27 protein-coding genes are annotated in these 24,877 nt (G+C 61.3%); 12 read left to right on the top strand and 15 right to left on the bottom strand.

Annotation, left to right across the window (positions count from 1 at the left end):
- Nucleotides 1-25 precede the first annotated feature (25 nt).
- The 3 genes from RAN89_RS02685 to RAN89_RS02675 all read right to left on the bottom strand — a co-directional run bounded on the left by RAN89_RS02685 (nucleotide 26) and on the right by RAN89_RS02675 (nucleotide 3,241).
- The gene (locus RAN89_RS02685) at nucleotides 26-1,537 is read right to left on the bottom strand and encodes a tripartite tricarboxylate transporter permease (protein WP_313866265.1); all 1,512 of its coding nucleotides are present in this window, start codon (nucleotides 1,535-1,537) and stop codon (nucleotides 26-28) included.
- Nucleotides 1,538-1,571: 34 nt separating this feature from the next.
- The gene (locus RAN89_RS02680) at nucleotides 1,572-2,060 is read right to left on the bottom strand and encodes a tripartite tricarboxylate transporter TctB family protein (protein WP_313868128.1); all 489 of its coding nucleotides are present in this window, start codon (nucleotides 2,058-2,060) and stop codon (nucleotides 1,572-1,574) included.
- Nucleotides 2,061-2,212: 152 nt separating this feature from the next.
- Nucleotides 2,213-3,241 (bottom strand): TRAP transporter substrate-binding protein, encoded by a 1,029-nt coding sequence (locus RAN89_RS02675; protein WP_313868127.1) that lies wholly within the window; start codon nucleotides 3,239-3,241, stop codon nucleotides 2,213-2,215.
- A gap of 39 nt (nucleotides 3,242-3,280) precedes the next feature.
- On the opposite strand from RAN89_RS02675, the gene RAN89_RS02670 reads away from it, so the two are divergent.
- From RAN89_RS02670 to RAN89_RS02640, 7 genes are all read left to right on the top strand, one after another.
- A complete protein-coding gene (locus RAN89_RS02670) occupies nucleotides 3,281-5,251 on the top strand; it encodes a two-component system sensor histidine kinase NtrB (RefSeq protein ID WP_313868126.1) in 1,971 nt (656 codons plus the stop codon).
- A 10-nt stretch (nucleotides 5,252-5,261) separates the two neighbouring features.
- On the top strand, nucleotides 5,262-5,903 hold the full coding sequence (locus RAN89_RS02665) for a response regulator transcription factor (RefSeq protein WP_313868125.1): 642 nt from the start codon (nucleotides 5,262-5,264) through the stop codon (nucleotides 5,901-5,903).
- Between the two features lie 150 nt (nucleotides 5,904-6,053).
- Complete coding sequence (locus RAN89_RS02660) at nucleotides 6,054-6,869, top strand: ABC transporter ATP-binding protein (protein ID WP_313868124.1); 816 nt, start codon at nucleotides 6,054-6,056, stop codon at nucleotides 6,867-6,869.
- Nucleotides 6,856-7,749, top strand: coding sequence for an ABC transporter permease (locus RAN89_RS02655; RefSeq protein WP_313868123.1), 894 nt, complete (start codon nucleotides 6,856-6,858; stop codon nucleotides 7,747-7,749). The genes RAN89_RS02660 and RAN89_RS02655 overlap by 14 nt, the downstream gene beginning before the upstream one ends.
- Entirely contained in the window at nucleotides 7,746-8,609 is an 864-nt protein-coding gene (locus RAN89_RS02650; protein ID WP_313868122.1) for an ABC transporter permease, read from the top strand. Before RAN89_RS02655 ends, RAN89_RS02650 begins: the two co-directional genes overlap by 4 nt.
- Before the next feature lie 54 nt (nucleotides 8,610-8,663).
- Complete coding sequence (locus tag RAN89_RS02645) at nucleotides 8,664-9,668, top strand: ABC transporter substrate-binding protein (RefSeq protein WP_313868121.1); 1,005 nt, start codon at nucleotides 8,664-8,666, stop codon at nucleotides 9,666-9,668.
- A gap of 100 nt (nucleotides 9,669-9,768) precedes the next feature.
- Complete coding sequence (locus RAN89_RS02640) at nucleotides 9,769-10,395, top strand: TetR/AcrR family transcriptional regulator (RefSeq protein ID WP_313868120.1); 627 nt, start codon at nucleotides 9,769-9,771, stop codon at nucleotides 10,393-10,395.
- 86 nt (nucleotides 10,396-10,481) lie between these two features.
- Here the strand turns inward: RAN89_RS02640 and RAN89_RS02635 are convergent, their stop codons facing one another.
- The 7 genes from RAN89_RS02635 to nhaR all read right to left on the bottom strand — a co-directional run bounded on the left by RAN89_RS02635 (nucleotide 10,482) and on the right by nhaR (nucleotide 16,916).
- Entirely contained in the window at nucleotides 10,482-11,573 is a 1,092-nt protein-coding gene (locus tag RAN89_RS02635) for a sulfate/molybdate ABC transporter ATP-binding protein (RefSeq protein WP_313868119.1), read from the bottom strand.
- A 26-nt stretch (nucleotides 11,574-11,599) separates the two neighbouring features.
- Entirely contained in the window at nucleotides 11,600-12,571 is a 972-nt protein-coding gene (gene cysW, locus RAN89_RS02630) for a sulfate ABC transporter permease subunit CysW (protein WP_313868118.1), read from the bottom strand.
- Between the two features lie 2 nt (nucleotides 12,572-12,573).
- Nucleotides 12,574-13,431 carry a sulfate ABC transporter permease subunit CysT gene (gene cysT, locus RAN89_RS02625; protein WP_313868117.1) on the bottom strand — a complete coding sequence of 286 codons (858 nt, stop codon included), beginning with the start codon at nucleotides 13,429-13,431 and terminating at the stop codon, nucleotides 12,574-12,576.
- Complete coding sequence (locus tag RAN89_RS02620; protein WP_313868116.1) at nucleotides 13,432-14,433, bottom strand: sulfate ABC transporter substrate-binding protein; 1,002 nt, start codon at nucleotides 14,431-14,433, stop codon at nucleotides 13,432-13,434.
- Nucleotides 14,434-14,589: 156 nt separating this feature from the next.
- On the bottom strand, nucleotides 14,590-15,474 hold the full coding sequence (locus RAN89_RS02615) for a MipA/OmpV family protein (protein WP_313868115.1): 885 nt from the start codon (nucleotides 15,472-15,474) through the stop codon (nucleotides 14,590-14,592).
- A 19-nt stretch (nucleotides 15,475-15,493) separates the two neighbouring features.
- A complete protein-coding gene (locus RAN89_RS02610; protein WP_313868114.1) occupies nucleotides 15,494-15,964 on the bottom strand; it encodes a hypothetical protein in 471 nt (156 codons plus the stop codon).
- Nucleotides 15,965-16,022: 58 nt separating this feature from the next.
- Entirely contained in the window at nucleotides 16,023-16,916 is an 894-nt protein-coding gene (gene nhaR / locus RAN89_RS02605) for a transcriptional activator NhaR (RefSeq protein WP_313868113.1), read from the bottom strand.
- A gap of 132 nt (nucleotides 16,917-17,048) precedes the next feature.
- Between nhaR and RAN89_RS02600 the strand changes: the two genes are divergently transcribed.
- Complete coding sequence (locus RAN89_RS02600) at nucleotides 17,049-17,579, top strand: Rrf2 family transcriptional regulator (protein WP_313868112.1); 531 nt, start codon at nucleotides 17,049-17,051, stop codon at nucleotides 17,577-17,579.
- Between the two features lie 118 nt (nucleotides 17,580-17,697).
- Here RAN89_RS02600 and RAN89_RS02595 read toward each other — a convergent pair whose 3' ends face one another.
- Genes RAN89_RS02595 through RAN89_RS02580 form a run of 4 tightly spaced genes read right to left on the bottom strand, consistent with a single transcriptional unit; the run spans nucleotide 17,698 to nucleotide 19,352 of the window.
- Nucleotides 17,698-18,045, bottom strand: a complete 348-nt coding sequence (locus RAN89_RS02595) for a protein tyrosine phosphatase family protein (RefSeq protein WP_087495646.1) — start codon at nucleotides 18,043-18,045, stop codon at nucleotides 17,698-17,700.
- Between the two features lie 7 nt (nucleotides 18,046-18,052).
- Nucleotides 18,053-18,505: a YeeE/YedE family protein gene (locus tag RAN89_RS02590; protein ID WP_087495645.1), complete on the bottom strand. Its 453-nt coding sequence runs from the start codon at nucleotides 18,503-18,505 to the stop codon at nucleotides 18,053-18,055.
- Between the two features lie 44 nt (nucleotides 18,506-18,549).
- Nucleotides 18,550-18,981: a YeeE/YedE family protein gene (locus RAN89_RS02585; RefSeq protein WP_313868111.1), complete on the bottom strand. Its 432-nt coding sequence runs from the start codon at nucleotides 18,979-18,981 to the stop codon at nucleotides 18,550-18,552.
- 29 nt (nucleotides 18,982-19,010) lie between these two features.
- A complete protein-coding gene (locus RAN89_RS02580; protein ID WP_313868110.1) occupies nucleotides 19,011-19,352 on the bottom strand; it encodes an ArsR/SmtB family transcription factor in 342 nt (113 codons plus the stop codon).
- Nucleotides 19,353-19,461: 109 nt separating this feature from the next.
- On the opposite strand from RAN89_RS02580, the gene RAN89_RS02575 reads away from it, so the two are divergent.
- The 4 genes from RAN89_RS02575 (at nucleotide 19,462) to RAN89_RS02560 (ending at nucleotide 23,778) form a co-directional block, all read left to right on the top strand.
- Complete coding sequence (locus tag RAN89_RS02575; protein ID WP_313868109.1) at nucleotides 19,462-20,376, top strand: MBL fold metallo-hydrolase; 915 nt, start codon at nucleotides 19,462-19,464, stop codon at nucleotides 20,374-20,376.
- Nucleotides 20,377-20,388: 12 nt separating this feature from the next.
- Complete coding sequence (locus RAN89_RS02570) at nucleotides 20,389-21,003, top strand: DUF599 family protein (RefSeq protein ID WP_313868108.1); 615 nt, start codon at nucleotides 20,389-20,391, stop codon at nucleotides 21,001-21,003.
- A 90-nt stretch (nucleotides 21,004-21,093) separates the two neighbouring features.
- The gene (locus RAN89_RS02565; RefSeq protein WP_313868107.1) at nucleotides 21,094-21,936 is read left to right on the top strand and encodes a phosphate/phosphite/phosphonate ABC transporter substrate-binding protein; all 843 of its coding nucleotides are present in this window, start codon (nucleotides 21,094-21,096) and stop codon (nucleotides 21,934-21,936) included.
- An 18-nt stretch (nucleotides 21,937-21,954) separates the two neighbouring features.
- On the top strand, nucleotides 21,955-23,778 hold the full coding sequence (locus RAN89_RS02560) for an ATP-binding protein (RefSeq protein ID WP_313868106.1): 1,824 nt from the start codon (nucleotides 21,955-21,957) through the stop codon (nucleotides 23,776-23,778).
- A 29-nt stretch (nucleotides 23,779-23,807) separates the two neighbouring features.
- Here the strand turns inward: RAN89_RS02560 and RAN89_RS02555 are convergent, their stop codons facing one another.
- Nucleotides 23,808-24,875, bottom strand: a complete 1,068-nt coding sequence (locus RAN89_RS02555; protein WP_313868105.1) for a DMT family transporter — start codon at nucleotides 24,873-24,875, stop codon at nucleotides 23,808-23,810.
- Nucleotides 24,876-24,877: the final 2 nt, after the last annotated feature.

The following is a 24,877-nucleotide window of genomic DNA, read 5'->3' as shown; positions in this document are numbered from 1 at the left end:
ATCATCTGAATTTGAAACTATAGTTTCAATCCTCCACAAACGCCTCCTCCCGCTTGGCCTTGATGGAAGGCAGCATCACCACCACCAGAAGAGCCAGCGCCGCCACCAACAGGCTGGCTGAGAGTGGCCGGGTGACGAACACACTCCAGTCCCCACGGGAGAGCAGAAGCGCCCGGCGCAAGTACTCCTCCATCATCGGCCCCAGAATAAAGCCCAGCAAAAGCGGAGCGGGTTCTGTGCCCAGCTTGATGAACAGATACCCGATCACCCCGAACAGACCCACCATCCAGATATCGAAGGTGTTGTTGTTGGTCGAATACACCCCGATCGCACAGAACAGCACGATAGAAGGGAACAACCAGCGGTAAGGCACTGTAAGCAGCTTGATCCAGATCCCGATGAGCGGCAGGTTCAGGATCACCAACATCAGGTTGCCGATCCACATGGAAGCAATCAGACCCCAGAAGAGCTCGGGGTTACTTGTCATCACCTGCGGTCCGGGCTGGATGTTGTGGATGGTCATCGCACCCACCATCAGGGCCATCACCGCATTCGGTGGGATACCCAGGGTCAGCAGAGGAATGAAAGAAGTCTGGCTTCCTGCGTTGTTCGCCGACTCAGGCGCGGCCACCCCGCGGATGTTGCCCTTGCCGAAAGGCACTTCACCGGGACGCAGCTTGGTCTTCTTCTCCAGGGTGTAGGCCGCAAAGGCCGCCATCACCGCACCACCACCGGGCAAGATACCCAGCACCGAACCCAAAGCGGTACCCCGCAGCACAGCGGGGAACATGTCCTTGAAGTCCTGTTTGGTAGGCAAGAGACCGGAAACAGAAGCCGAGAAGACTTCACGTTCACTCTCGCTCTTGGCCAGGTTGCTGATGATCTCGCCGTAGCCGAACACGCCCATGGCGATCACGATGAAGCCGATACCGTCGGTGAGCTCAGGGATATCAAAGCTGAAACGGGCCACACCGGAGTTCACATCGGTGCCCACCATGCCCAGCAAGAGCCCCAGCACAATCATGGCAATGGCCTTGAGCAGGGAGCCCGAAGCCAGCACCACCGCACCGATCAAGCCCAGAATCATCAGGCTGAAGTACTCGGCAGGGCCGAACTTGAAGGCCAGCTCGGTCAAGGGGCCTGCAAAGGCCGCCAGGATCAGGGTACCCACGCAACCGGCAAAGAAAGAACCCAAGCCCGCTGCAGCCAGCGCAGGACCTGCGCGTCCATTACGGGCCATCTGGTAACCGTCAATGACGGTCACCACCGACGAAGACTCGCCGGGCAGGTTCACCAGAATGGCGGTAGTCGATCCTCCGTACTGGGCGCCGTAGTAAATACCGGCCAGCATGATCAATGCCGCCACAGGAGGCAAGGCATAGGTGGCGGGCAGCAGCATGGCAATGGTGGCCAAGGGGCCGATGCCGGGCAAAACGCCGATCAAGGTACCCAGCAGACAGCCGATGAAGGCATAAATCAGGTTCTGGCCGGTGAAGGCCACACCGAAACCTAAGGAGAGGTGTTCAAAGAGTTCCATGTTGCAGTCTCAATAAGCCGTGATTAAGCGGTGATCAGGCAGTGAAGTACGCAGGCCAAACGGGGAACTGCAGCTTGAGGAGAACGATGAAGGCCACATAGCTCAAGAGCGCCAGGATGGTGGCCAGCACGGCGACTTCCTTGAACTTGTGTTCTTCACCTGCGTGGCTGGCGATGTAGGTGAGCAAATAGATGCCCACGATCAGGCCCAGGGGTTTGAGGCCAATCACGGGCAGTCCGCCGATGGATGCGCCGAACACCAGGTTGGCAGCGATGATGAAGAACAGGGGTTTCCAGGCGAATTTGCCTATCTTGTCGCCGTCAGGCGTGGGGGTGATCATGCTTTTAACGGCAATGGCACAGCCCAGCACGGCGAGCAGGATGCCCAGAATGAGCGGGAAGTAGCCCGGTCCCATTTTTGCTCCGCTGCCCAGCGTGTACTGGCTGGCGCCGGCAGCAAAGCTGCCTCCCACCACCGTGAACATCAGTCCGGCAAAGAAGTCTTTTTGACTTTGGATTTTCAAGTGAATGCCCCTCGTTTTTGTTACGACGTTTTGGTGTCCGCAGGGGCATAGAAAAAGCCGCATCCGGACTCCGCGGGGCGAAGGTTATCGACAGGCTCTCCGGCTGGTAACTGTGGCGTTCAACAGCTAGTGAAAACCCTGCAGTAGAAACCCTAGGTTGCCTTGATGAGTGCGTTCTGCACCTTGGTGAGCCAGTCCTGGCCGATGCGTGCTGCCAGTTCTGCGTGCACCGGACGACTGGCTTGTTGGAGCAGCCGCGTTTGCGCAGATGAAGGGTTGTGGATGTTGGCTGCACCCGTGAGGTGCAGGGCTGCCAGTGCTTTGTCGTTTTGCGCATCGGCAATTTCGTTGCCGAACACCAGGGCGTCGTCCAAAGCCTCTTGGACCATGCGCCGGTCTGCATTGGGCAAGTTCTCCCAGAAGCGTTGGTGGGTCACCACTGCATAGCCCAGGTATCCATGCGCGGTCAGGCTCAGATCGCTCTGCACCGCTTGCATGCCTTGGGTCCAGAAGTTGGACACCGGATTTTCGGTGCCATCCACCACTCTGGTTTCCAGTGCACGTCGTGTTTCACTGAAGGGCAATGTGACCGGCACCGCCCCCCAAGCCCGCATTTGCTGGGCAATCACGCGGGAGCCCTGAATCCGCATGCGCAGTCCTGCAAAGTCGCGCGGTTCCAAAAGGGGCTTGTTGGCACTCATGTGTTTGAAGCCGTTGTCAAAAAAGCCCAATCCCATCAGGCGTTGTCGGCTCAGACCTTGCAAGAGGGTGTGTCCGACCTTGCCGCGTGTGAGGCTGCGTACGGCCTCCACGCTGTCAAACAAAAAAGGAAGGTCAAAAAGCTCGAATTCGGGAAAACCGATGGGCCCGAACTTGGAGAGGGAAGGCGCCACCATGTCCACAGCCCCGAGTTGTAGCGCCTGCATTTCATCGTGGTCCCCGTAGAGTTGGCCTTGCGGGTAAATCTGGACTCGTATGCGTCCCCGGCTGCGTTCTTCCACCAAAGCGCGGAAGCGTTCCAGTGCCATGCCCTTCGGGGTATCCCGCGCCACGACGTGGGACAGCCGGATGGTTCTCTCCGCCGCAGCAGAGGCGTGTCCTGTCAAAAGGCCTGCTCCGGCTACTGCCGCAGCTTGCAGCCAGCGGCGGCGGGGCAGGGCAGGGGCGGAGAACAGGGACATGGTCGCTATTATGCGAGTGCACCTTCCCCACAACCGCCCATGCCCGAGCGTCCGTCCGTTCCCGTTTTTGACTTTGTCTCTGCGCGCGAAAGCGCTGCGGGTACGGGTGTGCGCAGTTTCTGGCCGGGTATCTGGTTGCTGGGTTTCCTGGCGCTCGTGGTGGGCTCCGTGATTGCACTGGTGCTGTATTTGCAGCACTTTGAAGCTGAGGAGGACACCCGTCGCCAAGCTGCAGATGCCCAGTGGCTGGAGCAGAGTGTTCAGTTCCATTTCCGGCGCTTGGAGGAGGACCTGCGGGTTGCCGCGCGCCAATCGGCCGATGTGCAGGGAGGCCTGTTGTGGCGGGAGCCCGGTGTGCTGTTGGCGCAAGGGTGGGTGGGCGCCCCCTTGAGCGCACCGCCCGCGCTTTGGCAGATGGATGAAAACCGCCACCCCTTGAATACCCAGTCACTGGCCACCATGCATGACACCGCTCGCGGCCTGCGGCGTTCTGCATACGCCGGCCCCATGCGGGATGCAGACGGCAAGCTCACACCTTTGGTCTGGCTCGCAGTGCCCTATTTCGAGCGCGGTTATTTTGTAGGCAACTATGTGGCTGCACTCGCGCTGGATGTCGCAGTCCGGTCCCTGGTTCCGGAGTGGTTCACCCGCTCCCATGAGGTACGTCTTGTACTGGACGAGGGGAGTACGACTTTCGATCCGGACAGACGCAAGCCATTCCGCGCTGCCATGAATCTGGCGGGAACCGATGTGTACCTCGAAGTGACACCTATCCGGGAGCAAGCGGCAACCGTACCCCGCATGTTCCTGCTGGTGGCCATGGTGTTCTTGGGGGGCATGTTGGTCAGCCTGTGGGCTCTGCGCCGGGACATCCAAAAGCGCCAGCAAGTGCAAGCCCGTCTGGAGGCTGAAGTGGCCTTGCGCACCGCGATGGAGAACTCGGTCACCATAGGCTTGCGGGCCTGGGACCTGGCTGGCCGCGTGTTGTATGTGAACGAGGCGTTTTGCAGCATGGTGGGTTACCCGGCGGAGCGGCTCATCGGCGTCTCTGCGCCCATGCCGTATTGGCCGCAGGGCAACGACAGCCATATCGAGCAAGTTCACCGCGATGTGCTGGCGCATGGCACCAGCATGGACGGGGTGGAAGTGCAGTTCCAACATCGTGATGGCCATTTGCTGGATGTACTGATTCACGAAGCGCCGCTGCACACGGCCGCCGGTGAACACATAGGCTGGATGAGCTCCGTGCTCGACATCAGCGAGCGCAAGCGCGCGCAGGCGGTGGCCGCGCAACAGCAGGAACGGCTGGAAGCCACCGGCAGATTGGTGGCGGTGGGTGAGGTGGCCTCCACCCTGGCCCATGAACTCAACCAGCCGCTGGGCGCGCTCAGCAGTTTCGCCACCGGGTTGCTCAACAAATTGAATGCCGGCCGCATCAGTATCGAAGAGACCGCGCCGGTGGTGCAACGTATCGCAGGACTGGCCGAGCGGGCGGGCCGCATTATCCAGCGGGTGAATGCGATCGCCCGGCGTCGCGAAATTTCTTTGCAGCGCCTCGATCTGATGCCGGTGGTGCAGCGCATGGCGCCCCACGCCGTGCCGGACGCGGAGCCGGTCTGGGTGAACGCAGACGAGTTGTTGATCGAACACTTGCTGAATAACCTGCTCACCAATGCCCAAGAAGCCGCACAGGCGCATTCGGGCACGCCACAGGTGCATCTGGGGGTGCGAATGGAGCAAGCCTGGGCCCAGATCAGCATTTCAGACAATGGCCCGGGCGTACCGGACGAAACTCAGTCGCACATCTTTGATGCCTTTTTCAGCAGCAAGGAAGGCGGCATGGGAATGGGCCTGGCGATTTGCCGATCCATCGTCGAGGCGCACCATGGCCGCATTCAGGTCGATCGCTCGCCCGAGTTGGGCGGTGCCCGTTTCACCGTGAGCCTGCCACTGGCAGGGATTGCCCTTGGCGAGCCAAGCACCCTGGACGGCACAATAGACACCCCATGAGAGACGCCCTGTGAGCACCGCAGCCATTTACATCGTTGATGACGACGCCGACATGCGCGAGGGATTGGCATGGCTGTTTGACTCCCGCGGCCACAAGGCCACCACCTGGGACAGTGGCCCGCCCTTTCTGGAGTCCGTCAAAGCCCGTGCCGGCATCTGGGAGCAAGCGGTGGTGCTACTGGACATTCGCATGACGCCCATGACAGGTTTGCAGGTGTTTGAGCAGCTCAAGGCCTTGGCCTGCCCCTGGCCGGTGTTGTTTTTGACCGGCAATGGCGATGTGGGAACGGCCGTTGCGGCCGTCAAAAACGGCGCGTGGGACTTTCTGGAAAAGCCTTTTCAGGACAATGTCTTGGTAGACCGGGTGGAGCAAGCGCTGGCTGCCGCTGCCGCCCATGGCGATGCCAACCAGGAGGCCCATCGCCTGCGTTACGCGCTGGCCTCGCTCAGTCCCCGCGAGCGGGAGGTGCTGGACCAGCTCATTCTGGGCCACTACAACAAGAACATTGCTGATCACCTTGGCATCACCCAGCGCACGGTGGAGTTTCACCGGGCCAATATCTTCGAAAAAATGGGTGTGAGTTCTGCCATCGAGCTCGCCCATAAATTGGGCCGTCTGCAGCCCATTGGCACCCTGCCCGACAAGTCCTGAAGCCGAGGCCCCGTACAAACCCCAGTGGTGGGACTGGCACGGAACTGGCTAGTATGAGTCCATAAGTTGACCATTTGGTTAACTTGTAAAGGTCGAATCGGCGGTTGCGCCCTCAGTTGGTGCAACCATGACTCCTGCTACTGTGTGTCAATGAACCATTCCGAAGCATCAGGCCCCACGGCCGCCCCCCATGCTGGCCGCACCGCGGTCGCGGTGCGCAATGCCAGCGTGATCTACCAGACCGCGGATACCCCGGTCCACGCCCTTTCCAACATCGATCTGGACATCCGTGAAGGCGAGTTTGTTTCGCTCATCGGCCCCAGCGGCTGCGGCAAAACCACGCTTATGCGGGTCATCGCTGACTTGGAGCACATCAGTTCCGGCGAAGTGCTGGTGAACGGTGTCAGCCCGCATGACGCGCGCCTGGCCCGCTCATATGGGTATGTCTTTCAGGCACCTGCTCTTTTTCCGTGGCGCAATGTGCTGGCCAATGTGACCCTGCCGCTGCAGATTCAGGGTAAGGGCAAGGCAGAGGTGAAGGCCATTGCGCTCGAGCATCTGGAGCGCGTAGGCCTTAAGGGCTTTGAGGGGAAGTACCCTTGGCAGCTCTCGGGCGGCATGCAACAGCGGGTGTCGATTGCGCGTGCGCTCTCGTTTGAACCCAAGATATTGATGATGGATGAGCCCTTCGGCGCTCTGGACGAAATCACCCGTGACCGCCTGAACGAGCAGCTGCAGCAACTCTGGCAGCGCGAGCGTCGCACGGTGGTTTTTGTGACCCACAGCATTGCTGAGGCGGTGTACCTGTCTACCAAGATTGTGGTGATGTCGCCGCGCCCCGGGCGCATCGTCAAGGTGATTGATTCGCCCCTGCCCGATGAGCGCCATCTGGGCTTGCGGGATACGCCAGCATTTATGGAGCTGGCCCACGAAGTGCGCGAGGCCTTAGCCGATGGCCACCACTAAGACGTTTTCCCAACGCATAGTCCACGACTACTTTCCTGTCGTGGTGGTGCTCTTGGCCGTAGTGTTGGCCTGGTACGGCGCGGCTTGGGGTCTGAATGCGCAAGGCGCTATCGAGCGTGTGCTGGATGAAGAGGCCGGCTACACCCAGATGGAGCTGTTCGAGGCCACCATGAGCATGGAGCGCCCGTTGATGCCTGCGCCACATCAGGTGGCCGCCGACTTTTACGAGAGCCTCACCGAATGGCCGGTGGACTCCCCACGCAACCTGATCTACCACGTGATCGTGACCGGCCAGTCCACGCTGCTGGGGTTCGTCATGGGTACTGCGCTGGGCCTCTTGCTATCGGTGCTCATCGTGCACAGCCGTACGCTCGATAAAGCTTTGCTCCCTTGGATCGTTGCTTCGCAAACGGTGCCTGTGCTGGCCATCGCGCCGATCGTGCTGGTGGTGTTGGGCAGCTTGGGTTTTTCGGGCACCGCGCCCAAAGCCTTCATTGCCATGTACCTGTGCTTTTTCCCGGTCACTGTGGCCATGGTGCAGGGCCTGCGTTCACCGCAAAAAATTGAAACCGAAATGATGCACACCTATGCTGCGTCGCGTTGGCAGTCCCTGTGGTTGTTGCGGCTGCCTGCGGCCTTGCCGTTTCTGTTCCCTGCATTGCGGGTAGGCGTGGCGGCAGGTCTGGTGGGTGCCATGGTCGCCGAGCTGCCCACCGGGGCTCAAGCCGGTTTGGGCGCGCGCTTGCTCACCGGCTCGTATTACGGACAGACCACACAAATCTGGTCGGCACTAGTGATGTCTGCGCTCTTGGGTCTCGCGTTGACCGGCATCGTTGCCGGCGTGGAGCGCTTGGTGCTGCGCAGCCGGGGGGGCGTATGACAGGCGGTGTGACTCCGGTGTGGTTCTGGCCCGGCATGGTGTTGCTGGCTCTGGGAGCGGGTTACAGCGTCTACCGCATGGCGTCCGTACAGGGCAGCCGCTGGGTGGGTATGGCGACTGCTGCCTTGTTTGGTGCTTGGGTGGTGTTGTTCTGGGAAATCCTGGTACGCGCGCTCGATGTACCGCGCGTGCTCCTGCCCGCCCCCAGCCTGATCATCGGGTCGCTGGGGGACCATGCGTCCAAACTTTGGGGCGACTTTGTGCAGACCGTAGGAAAAGCAGTGCTCATCGGTTGGGCTATGGGATGTGGAGCGGGCTTTCTCGTGGCAGTGGCCATTGACCGCATGCCGTTTTTGCAGCGCGGCCTCCTTCCTGTGGCGTCCCTCACCAGCGCGATCCCGCTGGTCGGCGTGGCGCCCATTGCGGTGATGTGGTTCGGGTTTGAGTGGCCCTCCAAAGCGGCGGTGGTGGTGCTGATGACCTTCTTCCCCATGCTGGTGTCTACCCTCGCGGGCCTGCAGGCAGCCGGCAAACTGGAGCGTGAGTTGATGTACAGCTACGCCGCCAGCTACCCACGCACCTTGTTGGCGCTGCGCTTGCCTGCCGCGCTGCCGTTCATCTTTGGCGCGCTCAAGGTCAATGCCACTCTGGCGCTTATCGGAGCCATCGTGGCGGAGTTCTTTGGTTCACCCACGTCGGGTCTGGGTTTTCGCATCAGCACCGAGGCTGCGCGCATGAACATGCCGCTGGTTTGGGGCGCGATTGTGGTGGCGGCGGTAACCGGGTCGGTGGCCTACGCCTTGCTAGTTGCATTGGAGCGCCGGGCGGCGTTCTGGCATCCCTCAGTGCGCGAAGGGTGAGCCCGCGCTTGGTCTGTGTTGCGATTTTTCATTAACCCGTAGAAGGAGCTTTCCATGATTCGTTCTTCCCAATTCACCAAGGGCCTGCTGGCCTTGGGCGTGGCAGCCGCCTGCCTGGGTGCCCAGGCCGCCGACAAGGTGACTGTGCAGCTCAAGTGGGTGCCTCAGGCCCAGTTTGCCGGCTACTACATGGCTGCTGCCAAGGGCTTCTACAAAGACGCCGGTCTGGACGTGACCATCAAACCCGGCGGCCCTGACATTGCCCCCACCCAGGTGATTGCGGGCAAACAAGCCGATATCGTGGTTGACTGGATGCCTTCTGCCTTGGCCGCCCGCGAAGCCGGTGTGCCTTTGGTGAACGTGGCACAGGTGTTCAACCAATCCGGTTTGATGCTGACCTGCAAGAAGTCCAGCGGCGTGGCAAGCCCCAAAGACTTCAAGGGCAAGACCCTGGGCGTTTGGTACGGTGGCAACGAGTACCCCTTCCTCAACTGGATGGGCAAGCTCGGCCTGAAGACCGACTCCGACATCAAGATCCTGAAGCAAGGTTTCAACGTCGACCCGCTGTTGCAAAACCAGGCTGCCTGCATCTCCACCATGATTTACAACGAGTACTGGCAAGTGGTGGACGCTGGAGTCAAGGAAAAAGACCTGGTCACTTTCTTCTATGAAAAAGAGGGCGTCGCAACCCTGGAAGACGGCTTGTATGTGTTGGAAGACAACCTGAAAGACCCCGCCTTCGTGGCAAGAATGGGCAAGTTCCTGAAGGCCACGCTCAAGGGTTGGGACGCTGCAGTGAAGGACCCTGACGGTGCCGCGAAAGCCGTGGTTGCCGCTGACACCTCCGGTAGCGCCAGCCTGAAGGTCCAGAAGCGCCAGATGGAAAACGTGGCCAAGCTGATCACCAATGCCGGTACCAAGAAAATTGGTTACCTGGAGCCCGCTGCTTACGAGCGCACCGTGAAGGTGTTGCTGGCCGGCGGCAGCGATCCTGTGATCAAGAAAGACCCGGGTAAGGCTGCGTATTCGCACGCCATTTATGACGCTGCCCAGAAGTGATGACGTTTCGCCGCCGAGCCGCCTCAAGGCGTAACGCGGCCCCTGGTGGGGCAGCGACCCGCGCAGCGGCGGAGCGTGGGGGCGTTTATAGTTCGGCGACATGACCCACGTTGCCGAAGCTCCCAAGGGCCTCATTCGCAGGGCGAATGAGGCCCTTATTTTGTCTGCCGCCGAAAAAGTGTTTGCCCGTGCCGGTTTCGGAGGCGCCACCATGGCCGCCATCGCCGAGGCCAGCGGACTGCCCAAGGCCAACCTGCACTACTACTTCGGCAGCAAGGAAGTGCTGTACCGCGCCGTACTGGCCCAAATTCTGAGCGACTGGCTGGTGCCCACCCATGGCATCACCGTGGACGCCGACCCGCGCACCGCGTTGGAGCAATACATACGCGCCAAGATGGAGCTCTCCGCACAGCGGCCTGACGGCTCCAAAGTGTGGGCCAACGAACTGCTGCATGGTGCGCCGGTGGTGAAGGAACTGCTGGCGACCGACTTGCGTCAACTCACTCTCGAAAAAGCGGCCGTCGTGAAAGCCTGGGCAGACGCCGGGCGAATCGCACCGGTGGACGGCATGCACCTCTTCTTCACCATCTGGGCCGCCACCCAAACCTATGCCGACTTCGACGTGCAGATCTGCGCGGTGATGGATCAGGATGCGCTTACTGAGAAAGACTACGAGCGTGCCACCGAGCACGCGGTCTCATTCATCTTGCGGGGCTGCGGGCTGTAGGTTCCAACAAAAAGAGCTGCTAGCGCATATGGAATGTGCGCCAGCAGCTCCTGTTTTTATAGCGCCTTTGCGCTGCTCATCTCACCTCAAGCCGTAAACACCCGTGCCTTGCGCGGTGTCAGTACGACGGTGTCGCCATCCTTCAGCTCGAGCGCCTTGTATTCCTGTGCGCCGATCTGGGCTTCGATGATGTCGCCGCTGCCTGCCGCGCTGCGGTCTTCGGGCAGCAGTTCGAGGCGGGCAATCGGGCCGACCACGATGGCGCGCACCAGCTTGGCGACGATGCCGCCTGCGGGTTGGCCGGCTTTGTAGGGCTGCACATCCAGGTCGTGGGGGCGCACATAGGCAAAGGCTTTGGCGTTCTGCGCTTCACTGTGCTCAGGGCTGGCCAAGCGCACGCCGTGGTGGTCTTCGCCGATCAGCATTTCGCCTTCGTGGGCACGGCCGTGGAACAGGTTCACATCACCCAGGAAACCGTAGACAAACGGGCTGGCGGGGTGGTCCCACACCTGCTGGGGCGAGCCGATCTGCTCGACTTTGCCGCTGTTCATCAGCACCACGCGGTCAGCCACTTCGAGGGCCTCTTCCTGGTCGTGGGTCACGAAGATACTGGTCACATGCAAGTCGTCGTGCAGGCGGCGCAACCAGCGGCGCAGCTCTTTACGCACCTTGGCATCCAGCGCGCCAAAGGGCTCGTCCAGCAGCAACACTTTGGGCTCCACTGCCAAGGCGCGGGCCAGCGCAATACGCTGGCGCTGCCCGCCGGAGAGCTGCGCCGGATACCGGTCCGACAGCCAGTCCAGCTGTACGAGACCCAGCAGTTCATGCACCTTTTCCTTGATGACGGCTTCTGAAGGGCGCAGAGCGCGCGGCTTCATGCGCAGGCCGAAAGCCACGTTGTCAAACACCGTCATGTGGCGGAACAGGGCGTAGTGCTGGAACACAAAGCCCACGTTGCGCTCACGCACGTGCACGTCGGTGGTGTCTTCGCCGCTGAAAAGGATGTTGCCGTGGTCAGCGGTTTCCAGACCGGCGATGATGCGCAGCAGCGTGGTTTTGCCGCAGCCGGAGGGGCCGAGCAGGGCGACAAGTTCGCCGGACTCAATGTCCAGGTTCACGTCCTGCAGCGCCTTGAAGGTGCCGAAGTCTTTGCTGACGTTGCGGATTGCAATGCTCATGATGATTTACTCAAAAAGGCGGGCGCTTATGCCAGCGGTTTTTCAGGGGGCAAGTCCGCAGCGGCTTTCTGGTCGCGCTCGAACTTCCACTCCACAAAGGACTTGATGACCAGGGTGACCAGCGCCAGCAGCGCCAGCAGCGAGGCAATGGCAAAGGCGGCCACCGACTGGTATTCGTTGTACAGAATCTCGACGTGCAGCGGCATGGTGTTGGTCTGGCCACGGATGTGCCCCGACACCACCGACACCGCCCCGAACTCCCCCATGGCGCGCGCGTTACACAAGATGACGCCATAAATCAGGCCCCACTTGATGTTGGGTAACGTTACATGCCAGAAGGTTTGCCAGCCGCTGGCGCCCAGCACCTGGGCGGCCTGCTCTTCGTCCGTGCCTTGGGCCTGCATGAGCGGGATCAGCTCGCGGGCGATGAAGGGGAAGGTGACGAAGATGGTGGCGAGCACGATACCCGGCACGGCAAACACGATCTTGATGTCATTCGCCTGCAGCCATGGGCCGAACCAGCCGTGCGCCCCGAACATCAGCACGTATATCAGGCCAGCCACCACCGGGGACACCGAGAAAGGCAGGTCCACCAGGGTGGTCAAAAACGCCTTGCCTTTGAACTCGTACTTGGCAATGCACCATGCAGCAGCAATGCCGAACACCAGGTTCATGGGCACCGCTATGGCGGCGATCAGCAAGGTGAGGCGGATGGCGCTCCAGGCGTCCGGCTCTTTCAAGGCCAGCAGAAACTCCTCACCACCCTTGCGCAAGGCTTCGGTGAACACGGCAGCCAGCGGCAAGACCAGAAACAAGAAAATGAACCCCAGTGCCACGGCGATGAGCGACCATTTCACCCATGCCGGTTCGGTGGTGCCCGCCTTGGCGCGGCGGACGTTTCTGGCCCCCACGCTTGTCGCTTTGCGTACGTCGCTGCCCCCCGAGGGGGTGTTCACACCTTGGGACGGCCCGGCGGTGTTCATGCGTGTGCTACTCATGGTCAGGCTCCCGCACGTTTGCGCTGCCAGGCTTGCAGGCTGTTGATCACCATCAGCATGACAAACGAAGCCAGCAGCATGACGGTAGCCACTGCGGTGGCGCCCGCATAGTCGTATTGCTCCAGCTTGCTGATGATGATGAGCGGAGTGATTTCAGAAATCATGGGCATGTTGCCGGCGATAAAGATGACCGAACCGTACTCACCCACACCACGGGCGAAGGCCATGGCAAAGCCGGTAAGCAGGGCAGGGGCTATGGTCGGGAAGATCACGTGCCGGAAGGTCTGCCAGCGCGTGGCACCCAGGCAGGTGGCGGCTTCTTCCAATTCTTTTTCTGCATCTTCCAGCACGGGTTGCACAGTGCGTACTACAAAGGGCAGGCCGATAAAGATCAGGGCGATCACCACCCCATTGCGGTTAAAGGCCAGTTGGATGCCATGTGGTTCCAGCAAGCTGCCGATCCAGCCGTTGCCGGCCAGCAGCGCGGTCAGCGAAATGCCCGCCACTGCGGTGGGCAAGGCGAAGGGCAGATCCACCAGCGCATCCACAATGCGCTTGCCGGGGAACTGGTAGCGCACCAGCACCCAGGCGACCAGCAGGCCGAAGACCGAATTCACCAGAGCGGCAAAAAACGAAGCCCCGAAGGTCAGTTGGTACGAGGCCACCACGCGCGGGCTGGCCACGGCTGCCCAGAATTGTTCACCCGTGAGCGTGAAGGTTTTGAATATCAGCGCAGACAGCGGCAACAGTACGATCAGCGCCAGATAAAACAGGGTGTAGCCCAGCGTCAGGCGGAAGCCGGGCAACACCCGTTTGGGCGCCCGCTTGTTGAGCGGGGCCTGCAGAACAGCAGCAGTCATTTACTTGACGGTGTAGAGCTTGTCGAACTGGCCGCCGTCGTTGAAGTGCACTTTTTGCGCTTCAGCAAAGGAGCCGAAAAATTCTTCCGCACGGAACAGCGTGATTGGCTTGAAGGTGCTGGCGTACTTCTTCAGGATGGCCGGGTTGCTGGGGCGGATAGCATGCTGGGCTGCAATTTCCTGGCCCTCGTCGGTGTACAGGAAATTCAGGTAAGCGCGGGCTTGCTCTGCAGTGCCTTTCTTGGCCACCGTGCGCTCAACCACCGCCACGGGGTTTTCCGCCACGATGGAGATGCCGGGGTGAATGGCATCGACCTTGCCGGCGCCGAACTCCTTGTCTACGGACACCACTTCGGATTCGAAGGTGATCAGCACATCGCCGATGTTGCGTTGCAGGAAGATCGTGGTTGCGTCACGACCGCCTTTGGCGAGCACCGGCACGTTTTTGTACAGTTTGGAGACAAAGTCCAAAGCCTGGGCGTCGGTGCCGCCCTTCTTGCGTACCTGGCCCCAAGCGGCCAAGTAGGCCATGCGGCCATTGCCGCCGGTTTTGGGGTTGACCACAACCACCTGCACGCCGGGCTTGACCAGGTCATCCCAGTCCTTGATGCCCTTGGGGTTGCCGTTGCGCACCAGGAACAACATGGTGGAGCTGGTGGGTGCTGCGTTGTTGGGGAACTTCTTGGCCCAGTCCTTGGCCACCACACCGGTACCGGCCAGGAAGTCCACGTCGGTGGTGGTGTTCATGGTGACCACGTCAGCGTCGAGGCCATCGTTCACGGCGCGGGCCTGGGCGCTGGAGCCGGCGTGGCTCTGGTCGATCTTGATGTCTTTGCCGGTGGTTTTCTTGTAGTTGGCAATGAAGGCGGTGTTGATGTCTTTGTAAAACTCGCGCGCCACGTCGTAAGACACATTGAGCAGCGTCGTCTGGGCTGCTACCAAATTGCTAGCGGTCAGCGCAAGTGCGGCGAGCGCCAGAGTCGTTTTTTGTTTGAAATTCATGTCGGCTCCAAATATTGAAATGGCCGCGAAGCTGCGACCGTTGAGTCGGTGAAACCCGATTTTGGGGATGCGGGGTGCAAACCACAACGAATACTTCGTTGTTTGTTTATGCGATAAACCATCTATAGGTGGCCTGCATGCCACCTAAATTGGTTATTAGCGTGCCCGGGCTTCCGAGCGGCCCAGCGTCCAGTTCAAGCCCAAGCCTGCCGAGGTACCGGTGCTGCGCAAGTACAGGGGGCTGCCCGCGTTGGCACTGCCGGCATAGCTTTCCGCGCGCATAAAGCCGAAGACCCGCACATCGGGCCCCAAGCTGCGGGAAGCCATCAGTGTGAGGCGCGACGCTATCAGGCCGGCCTTGGCTTCATAAGCCGGGCGATCGGCGGTGGCCAAGTCGGCCGGCACGCCGTAAAAGTAGCGGTTAAGCCGGTCATCCCCGAAGATCAGGCTGGCGCTGGTAGACAAGCCCCACGCAGTTCCCGGTACCCGGGTGGCCCATGTGAGCTCGGGTTCTATGGCCAGGCCCTGGCTGCGCAGGCCGCCTTGCACCTCAATCACGCTGCGCACCGGCAGCTCAAAGCGCACCAGGCTGTATGCGTTGGGCCGGGCCAGCACAGTCTTCAGCCGGGGGCCGAATTCCACCAGCGTGCCGAGGTCCGGCATGCCTTGACGGGCGGCTATGTCGTTGGAGCTGGCCGGCAGCGAGGCCGCAAATCCGATGTCGAACTCGGTGTCCTCGGTGTGCACCAGCCGCGCACCCACATTGCCGCGCTCGGCCCGGAAGATCTCGCCGCGGTACACCAGTACCGGAAGCACCAGTCCGCGGTTGTTGCGCTCCACGGATGCGGGGTAGGCGGGTGTGGTGACTCCGCCGGCAAACACGCCCATCTCCCACAGCGGCAGGCTTTTTCCCTCGCCTTCAGACTGCGCGTGGGCGCCCAGTGCTGCAGTGCAGGCCAGTAGTGCAATGGCTAAACCACGCAGATCAGGAATGCTGTGCTTAAAAGTTGGGCCGGTGAGGGGGTGAAGTCGGGCTGGCATCGCTAGTTGAAAAAGTGAGTTACGCCAACAACTTGACCGCGGCAATCGCAGCCCAGCCGAGCACAAAGTTGGTGACCACCAGCAAATGAATCTGGCCGGCTGCCTTGGCAGCGACCGGCCACTGGGCGGCGGCCACCGCGCGGCGGAACTTGGCAAAACCCGCAAAGTAGATGTGCCCGAAAATCAAAAACATCAGCCCGCCCAGTGCGGTCATCACGGTCCAGCCCAAGGGCACTACTCCGTGGCCGGTGGCTTCGCGGGCGGCTTTCATGGAGCCGCCGAACATGTAGCCACCGGTCGCCAGCAGCACCACGATCGCGATAAGTACCGCCACAAAAAAGCGCTGCCACACGGCGGCCATCAGCACCGCACGGGGTTGGGCCTCCATGACCGCCAGGGTGGCAGGGCGAAGGGCGATCAGCATGAAGGTCATGCCCCCCATCCAGACGATGGCGGCAATCAGGTGCAGGAGTTTGAGCAGGTCGTACATGCGGTCTTTCAGTGGAGGAGTGAGGCCGCATTGTCCACGCGGCTGTGACAGAACAGTATCAGCTGAACAATTGGCCCCGCGCGGTTTTGGTAATCGCCACCACGCAGGGGTGGGTGATGCGCCGCTCCACCGAGACGGCAAAGAATTCCTCTACCAGCTCGTCGCTGCGGCCAATCACCTCCACACCGAACTGCTCCACGATGTCGGCCTCCATCACCGAGGGCGCCATGAACACGCCGCGCCCCTTCCGGCCGAAGGCGGTCATGAGCGCGCCATCGTCAAACTCGCCAATGGTGCGCGGGTGCAGCTGGTGGCGGCTGAGCCAGCCCTCCCACTGCTGGCGCACCGAAGCTTGGGCGCCCTGGATGAGTACTGGTGCATCGTTCAGACACTCGGGAAAATCACCTTTGAGGGTCTTGCGCAGCGCCGGCGCGCAAAAGAAGCTCATGGGCGTGCTGCCCAGCTCGTGGTTAAAGGCCTTGACGCTCATGCGCTTGGACATGGGCTCATCCGCAATCACCAGGTCCAGTTGGTTGAGCGCCAGCTTGGCCAGCAAGTCGGGGAACTTGCCCTCGCTGCAAATCATGCGCACCGGTTCGTCCAGCGTCAGGGCGGGCTCCAGCAAGCGGTACGCGAGGGACTTGGTCACCGAATCGGCCACCCCCACCTTGAAGTCCAACACCCGGTTAGTGCCGCGCGGCAGGCGCACCGCGTTTTCGAGCTCTGCGCCCAGGGTAAAGATCTGGTCGGCATAGCCCAGCGCCAGCCGGCCGTCTTCGGTGAGCTCCAGATTGCGGCCGCTTTTCTGGAAGAGCTTGCGGCCCAGCCAGTCTTCCAGCAGCTTGATCTGGCCCGACAGCGTCTGGGGCGTGGTGTGCAACTGTTCACCCGCGCGCATGATGCCGCCGGCCTTGGCGGTGACCCAAAAGTAGTGGAGGTGCTTGAAGTTCATGGGGACTCCGGCTGATACAAACTGAAATACTACGAAAAAATCGAATTAAAAATTTACAAAATTCGAATTTACGCGAAGCATAACCATGCCTACAGTTCAGGTCTATCAGTCGTTCACTAAAGGAGACCTTGTATGCGACTCAGTACCCGCGGACGTTTTGCCATTACCGCCATGATCGACCTGGCTTTGCGTGAAAGCGGCCAGCCGGTGCCTCTGCAGGACATCGCACTCCGGCACCGCATTTCGCTGTCTTACCTGGAGCAGGTGTTTGCCAAGTTGCGCCAGCACGGCCTGGTAGAGAGCACCCGCGGCCCCGGCGGCGGTTACTCCCTGGGCTTCCGGGGCGACAGCATCACCGTGGCCGACATCATTGGTGCCATCGAAGAGAAGGAAGAGTCCAGCCGCGAGACTTCCCAGAGCGCGCAGGACATGACCCGCGACCTGTGGGCTGCGCTGCAAAGCACCGTGGTGGCGCACATGCGCACCATCACCCTGCGCAGCCTGGCTGAGGAGCAGCGTGCCAAGGGCTTTGCGGTCAAGGAACGCAAAGTGGCCAAGAAGGGCGTGTTGCAAAAGCTCAAGCCTTTGGCCCCTGTGCGCACCACCGCCCCGAACTCGGTGTTCGCGTTGGGGCAAGCGCTGTCGTTTAACGGCGGGCGCTGAGCCAAAAGGGCTGCTAGCGCCCAGCGGATGTGCGCTAGCAGCTAGCAAAAACATAGCAAAAAGGGCTGCCGGCATTGCCGGCAGCCCTTTTTGTTTGTGCTCTACAGATGGGCGCGGATCAGGCGGCGCTTTGCTGCGCCAGCATGAACAGCTGGGTCGAACGTGCGCCCGAGCGGCAAAAAGCCAGCACCGGTTGTTGGGCTGCATCCAATGCCTGCTTCATGGCGACGGCTTGTTCGGGGGTGATGGAGCCGGCCACCACGGGCAGGTATACGTAGTTCAAACCGGCAGCCACTGCTGCGGCTTGCATGCTGGTGCTGGCGGGTTGCTCGGCGCCGCCTTCCATATCGGGGCGGTTGTTGATCACTGTTTTGAAGCCCATGGCGGCGGCGGCGGCCATGTCAGCCGGCGCCAACTGTGCGGCGACATAAAACTCGGGGGTGACGGAACGTACGGGCAGGCTCATGGCAGTTTTATCCTTTCAGCGCGAGTTTAGCGGGGCGACGTTCCAGCACTTCAAACAGCGCCATGCCGGCCAGCATGGCCAGCACAAACACCACGGCCTTGGGGTTGCCGGTGCCCACAGAAACGAGTGCAGGTCCGGGGCAGAAGCCGGCCAGGCCCCAGCCCGCGCCGAAAAGCAGGCTACCGGTCACCAGGCGTTTGTCGATGTCGCGGCTGGTGGGCAGTTGCATGGCACCGCCCAGAAAACTGGTCGTACGTTTCTTGGCCAGGGTGAATGCGCCCAGGCTCACCAGAATGGCGCCGCCCATGACGAAGGCCAGCGAGGGGTCCCACAACCCGGCCAAGTCCAGAAAGCCCAGAACCTTGGACGGGTCGGTCATGCCGGCCAGGATCAGGCCCAAGCCGAACAGCAAGCCCACGCCGAATTCGGCCAGGCGGTGGTGGTGAAAAGCGTTTTTCATAACTGCAGCTCCAGATTCAAAAGTTCAACGTCAATGGATTCAACTCAAGCCAGCACGTGGCGAATGACAAACACAACCGCAAAGCCCGCGCCCATGAAGGACAGGGTGGCGACCAAGGAACGTGGCGAGAGGCGTGACAAACCGCACACGCCGTGGCCGCTGGTGCAGCCAGCACCGTAACGGGTGCCTACGCCCACCAGCAAGCCGGCCACGATCAGGGTCAGCCAGCCGGCGTCCACGGTCGCAGGCACCGGGCCGCCTGCCAGCGCATAGACAGCGGGTGCGACGACCAGACCCAGCACAAACGCCAGGCGCCAGGCGGCATCTCCGCCGCGTGGCATGAGCAGGCCGCCCACAATGCCGCTGATGCCCAGAATGCGCCCGTTCACCAGAATGAAAAGGCTGGCGGCAAGCCCGAGCAGGATGCCCCCGATCAGCGAAGCCCAGGGGGTGAAATGGTTCCAATCGATTTGCATAGTGTGATTTCCTTCAAAATTGTGAGTGCTTACTCGCCTTGAGGGGCGCCGCAGTACTGGTTGTAGAGAACGCCCATGACGGCCATCGCCTGCGGGCTGTCAATGCCGTAGTAAATGGATTTGCCTTCCCGTCGGGTGGTGACCAGGCCTTCTTCCCGCAACACGCTCAGCTGTTGCGACAGGGTGGGCTGGGCAATACCCACCAGTTCTTCGAGTTCGCCCACCCGCTTTTCGCCTTGGCTGAGCTGGCACAGCAGCAGCAGGCGGTCGGGGTTGGACATCACTTTCATCAGCCGGCAGGCGGCGTCTGCAGAGCGGCGCAGTTGCTCCAGATCCAAAGCGGCGGCGGGGGTTGCGGTGTCAGCCAGCATGAGGAGGCTCCTTTCACATTCGATGTCGATAGTTTATTGACAAACAATATATAAGTCAATAAACTATTTACTTCGCAATTGAAATAACGACCTTTACAAGGAGTTCTCGATGACCGCTTCCACTGCTACCCCCGCGACCCCTACGGGCGCCACCCCGAACATCAAAGCCTTCTTTGACCCCGCCACTTGGACCGTGAGCTATGTGGTCTATGACCATGCCGGCGGCCAATGTGCCATCGTCGACTCGGTGCTCGACTACGACTCCAAGGCTGGCCGCACCAGTACCACGTCGGCAGATGCACTGATGGCATTTGTCAAAGAGCAGGGCTTGACCGTGCAGTGGATTCTGGAAACCCATGCCCATGCCGACCACCTCTCGGCGGCGCATTACCTGCGCAAGCACCTGGGCGGCCGCATTGCGATAGGGGCCGCCATCACCCAGGTGCAAAACGTGTTCAAAGGCATCTTCAACCTAGAGCCCGAATTCCACCCCGATGGCAGCCAGTTCGACTATCTGCTTGCACCTGACGAAACATTTGCCATCGGAGAGCTCCAGGCGCAGGCATTGGCCGTGCCCGGTCATACGCCCGCCTGCATGGCCTTCAAAGTGGATGGTGGCAGCGAACCCGACGCCGTGTTTGTGGGCGACACCTTGTTCATGCCCGATGTAGGCACCGCCCGTTGCGACTTCCCCGGCGGCAATGCCAACACCTTGTACCGCAGTGTGCGCAGCCTGCTCTCCATGCCAGAAGACACGCGCCTCTACATGTGCCACGACTACCCGCCCGCCGGCCGCGAAGCCGCGTGGGAAAGCACCGTGGGCGCACAACGTGCGGGCAACATCCATATCCGCGACGGTGTGAGCGAGCAGGACTTCGTGGCCATGCGCACCACCCGCGATGCCGGCCTGGCCATGCCCAACCTCATCCTGCCCTCGGTGCAAATCAACATCCGCGCGGGCGAACTGCCGCCCGCCGACAGCAACGGCGTGTCTTACTTGCGTATTCCGCTCAACGCGTTGTAAGCCGCGGGCATCATGAGCACCCTTTCCCTGTGGTGGCCTTGGGCTGCCACCACCACTTTGCTACTCCTGTACACGGTTTATTACGCGCTGCTGTCGCGCGGTGCAGCCTGGCGGACCCACGGCCGTCTGCGGGATGACTGGCTACATGCCATGTCCGCCCAGGTCGGTACAGAAATCCTCGCGGTCCAGACACTCCGCAACTCGGTGATGACCGCCACCATGACCGCCTCCACCGCGGCGCTCGGGCTGATGGGGGCACTCGGCCTGGCAGCACCCGCTTTGCGCGCGGCCTCGGCAGAAGGTGTCAGCCCAGGGTTGTCTGCGGCACTCGCGGGCGAACTCACGGTTTTGTTGCTTCTGGTCACGACCTTGGTGAGCACCACTTTGTCCATCCGCTTCTACCACCACGCCGGCTTTGTTTGCGCCATGCCAGTGGGTTCGCCGCTGCGTGCGCGCTGGATGGATACCGGCCGGCAACATTTGCGCCGTGCGGGCGTGCTCTACAGCATAGGCTTACGGAGCTTGGTCTGGGTCACCCCTTTTCTGGCGGGAATAGTGTGGCCGGCGGGAGGCGTGGTTGTGGCGATTTTGGTGTTTTCTGCGCTTCATTTGGCCGACCGTAGTTAAGCCCTCAAAACTACAGGCCCGTGTCATACTGAAACCTCGTACTGAAACCTCGGCATGAGCGTCTGTCCATTTCTTGCAAGGAGTCCCGGGATGTTGCGTATCCATCGGAAACTTTTCCGCTCTCTCGTCGGCCTGCTGGCCGCGTGGTTTTCATCGGGTACCGCCGTGCATGCAGATACCTTCAGCTTCTCGGTCGTTCCCCAGTTTCCGGTGGTGGAAGTCTTCCGTTCCTGGCGCCCGTTGCTCGAAGCCCTGGAGGTAGAAACGGGACACAAGTTTGAGCTCAAAACATCAGAGTCCATTCCCAAATTTGAGGCCTCCTTTCTTGCGGCGGAGCCCGATTTTGTCTACCTGAACCCGTATCACACCGTGATGGCGCACCGCAGCGGGGGATACATTCCTCTGGTGCGAAGCAGTGAACCGCTGTCGGGGATTCTTGTGGTGCGCAAAGACAGCAGCCTTCGCGAGTTGGCAGAGCTCAAGGGCAGCACTATTGCCTACCCCGCACCGAATGCGTTTGGCGCATCCTTGTACATGCGCGCGCTACTGGGTGAGCGCTTCAAGCTTGCGACTGAGCCGGTGTATGTTCAAACCCATGTCAATGCTTACCGGGCAGTGATCCGGGGTGACAACCCGGCTGCGGGTGGTATCCGTTCCACCCTGGATCGGGAGCCCGCCGAAGTCCGCGACAAACTCCGGGTGCTGTATGAAACTCCCTCCACGGCCTCGCACCCGGTAGCTGTGCATCCGCGGGTGAATGCTTCGGTCCGCACCACAGTGCGCAATGCACTTTTGAAAATCGCAAAGACAGAAGCAGGCAGCAAGCTAATGGAGGGTGTCTCGCTCGACGCCCTTGTCGCGGCGGACTACGCCAAAGACTATGCACCTCTTGAAGCGCTCCGCCTGGATCGTTTTGTGGTGCAGCCCAAATAGGGCCGCGCCGGTTCGCGCATGCAGCAGACCCCTTTTCAGCCGCTAAAAGAGGAGAAAGCGCCGTGGTCTCTGCTCACCCAGGTGTCGTGGTTGACGGTGGCAGTGACTCTGATCTCGCTCCTCTCTTACGGCCTGTGGTACGAGTCGCAGATCGCACAAGTCAATCGCAGCGCAGCGCAGGCCCAAGCCCTAACACTGGCCACCACCCTTGCCACAGCAGCTGAAACAGCGGTAATTACCCGTGACAGTGGCGCGCTGGAGGCCCTGCTGATCAATATGCGCAATGCGCCTGATCTGGTGCAGCTCGCGGTATTTGACCCCCAGGGCAAGCCGCGTGCTGTGGTCGATGTGACGCCCGAGCGCGCGGCGAAGCTGAACTTTGAGTTGGGCCCTCAAGCCCCCCCTGCTACCCCCGCCATTCAGCTCGAATTGGTGGGCGAGGGTGACAGCGGCAGCATTCAGGTATGGGCACCGATTCAGGTGGGCACGCTGGCAGGGTGGACGCGTGTCACGGTGAACCGGCAGGGCGAGGCGCAGGCCCGTGCACTGGTGCGGCAGCAAACCATCGTTTCCGCTTTGTTGACCTCCGCCTTCACGTCGATGGCCTTGTTTGTGTTGATGCGTAACCGTTTGCGACCGGTCGCGCAATGTGCCGATTTCGCGCAAGGCATGGCCCGGAACTTCGGCTCCGCTTTGGCAGTGCCGGTCCGAAGCCGTGAAGTCGCCCAACTGCAGCAGGCCCTCAATGGCGCTTCTCAACAACTGGAGAAGCAGTACCACGACATCCTTGAGCGGAACGAACGACTGGACGCCATCTTTGCGCTCAGCAGTGATGGCCTGGTCGTATTCACCGAGCGAGGCGAGTTGGCCTATGCCAATCCGGCCTTCAGTACGATGAGCAGCGTGCCCACACAGCCCGGGCAGACGTGTGCGGCGCTGGATGCTGCCCTGGCATTGCAGTGTGAAAACCCTGCGGACTACCAAAGTGCCACCGTGCACAACACCGACCATGTGTTCACTTTCGTGCTGGTTCGTCCGGTACGTCGCGTGCTGCGTCGGGAGCATCGTGTGAACGAGCGCGGGCAGATGGTGCTTTACTTCCGGGACATTACCGCCGAGTCAGATGTCGCGCGCATGAAGAGCGAATTCTTGACAACGGCAGCCCACGAGCTGCGCACCCCTATGGTGAGCATCTTCGGGTTTGTTGAGCTTTTGCTCAAACGCAAATACACAGAAGAAGCCCAGCGCAGCATGCTGGATGTAATCTACCGGCAATCCAAGCGCCTCACTACCATGGTGACAGAGCTCCTTGATCTGGCGCGCATCGAAGCCAGGGCGGGGCTGGACTTTTCATTGAGCGAGCAGGCCCTTGCTCCGCTCATTGAACAAGCGTGCGAGGCGGTCGCCGTTCCGCAAGAAAGCCACACCCTGGTGGTGGAGCTGCCGGATATCGCGCTATGCGCCAACTATGACGCCGACAAAATGCGCCAAGCTCTGGAAAATGTTTTGTCCAACGCTATCAAGTACTCTCCAGCCGGTGGTGAAGTGCGTGTGTCGGTGGTGCATGGCCCCGCCGGGCAAGAGCCTCCGTGGCTAGGTATTGCGGTGCAAGACCAGGGCATTGGCATGACGCCGGAACAATTTGAACATGCGTTTGAGCGGTTCTACCGTGCCGATGCCTCGGGCAACATCCCCGGCACCGGGCTGGGCCTATCCCTGGTGAAAGAAATTGTGGAGATCCACGGCGGGAGGGTTGAACTACAAAGCCGGCCCGGCGAGGGCACTAAGGTTATTTTGTGGCTCAAATCTGCCACGCCCCGCTCAGCGCACGCTAAGACATAACGACGGTATTGAGCCCGTCCATGGCGGGCTCAAGGGTGCGCGTGTTGGTGGTGCGCATCCGGGTAATGCGGGTGGCTGTGGCGCAAGGGCGTGTGGTGGTGCGCATGGGTGTGCACTTCGCCGGGGGCGAGCACCAATCCGGGTTGGTCGGGGTGATCGTGCTGGTGGTGCAGGTCGTGGCTGTGCGGATGGTTGTGGTCCATGGCTTCATGCACATGGGGGTGCGCATGGTGCTCGGTCAGGTGCAGCCACAGCCCCAAGCCCATGAGCGCTGCCGCTGCTGTGAGCTGCCAGGTCAGCGGCTCGCCAGTGGCCACGCCCAGCGCCGCGCCAAAGAAAGGCGCCAGTGAAAAATACGCACCGGTGCGCGCCGTGCCCAGCTCCCGCAGGCCCACCACAAACAGCACCAGGCTCACGCCGTAGGCCAGCAGGCCCACCAGCATGGCGCCGCCGAGTGCCGGTAACGTAGGCAACGCGTTGCCCAGCAAGAGCGCGAGCAGCAAATTCACACTGCCCGCCACCAAACCTTTGACGCAGGCAATCCAGCTCGCGTCGTGCAGAGACACTTTGCGCGTGAGGTTGTTGTCCAGCGCCCAGGCCAAGCAGGCCCCCAAAATGCACAGCGCCGGCCATGCACCCGCAAACCCCGGTTGCGAGGGCCAGCTCAGCACCACCGCACCGGCGGCAATGGCGGCCATGCCGAGTGCAATGCGCCGGTCCACGTTCTCGCGGAAAGCCACCCACGCCAGCACGGCGGTGAACACACCTTCAGCATTGAGCAGCAAAGAGGCGCCTGACGCCGGCATGCCGCTCAAGCCCGCCATCAGCAACACCGGGCCCACCACGCCCCCGCTGGCAATCGCACCCAGCAGCCAGCGCCACTCGCCGGGGGCAAGCTGCACCGGTGCCGCACCAATGAGCCTGCGGAACAGGCCCAAGCCCAACCCGGAGCCCAGGTAGAGCAAGCCCGCCAGCATCCAAGGCTGCACATCGCCCATCAGCCATTTGGCCAGCGGCGTGCCGGCCCCGAAGAGCAGAGCCGCCAGCAAGGCGGCGCTGATGCCACGGGGGGTGAGGCGGAGCAGCAGAAGCTTCATGG

The sequence above is a fragment of the Rhodoferax mekongensis genome, assembly GCF_032191775.1.
In the GTDB taxonomy this organism is placed as follows: Bacteria; Pseudomonadota; Gammaproteobacteria; order Burkholderiales; family Burkholderiaceae_C; genus Allorhodoferax; species Allorhodoferax mekongensis.
Note: the sequence above shows the minus strand (reverse complement) of the source record. Positions and strands in the feature narration are given on the sequence as shown.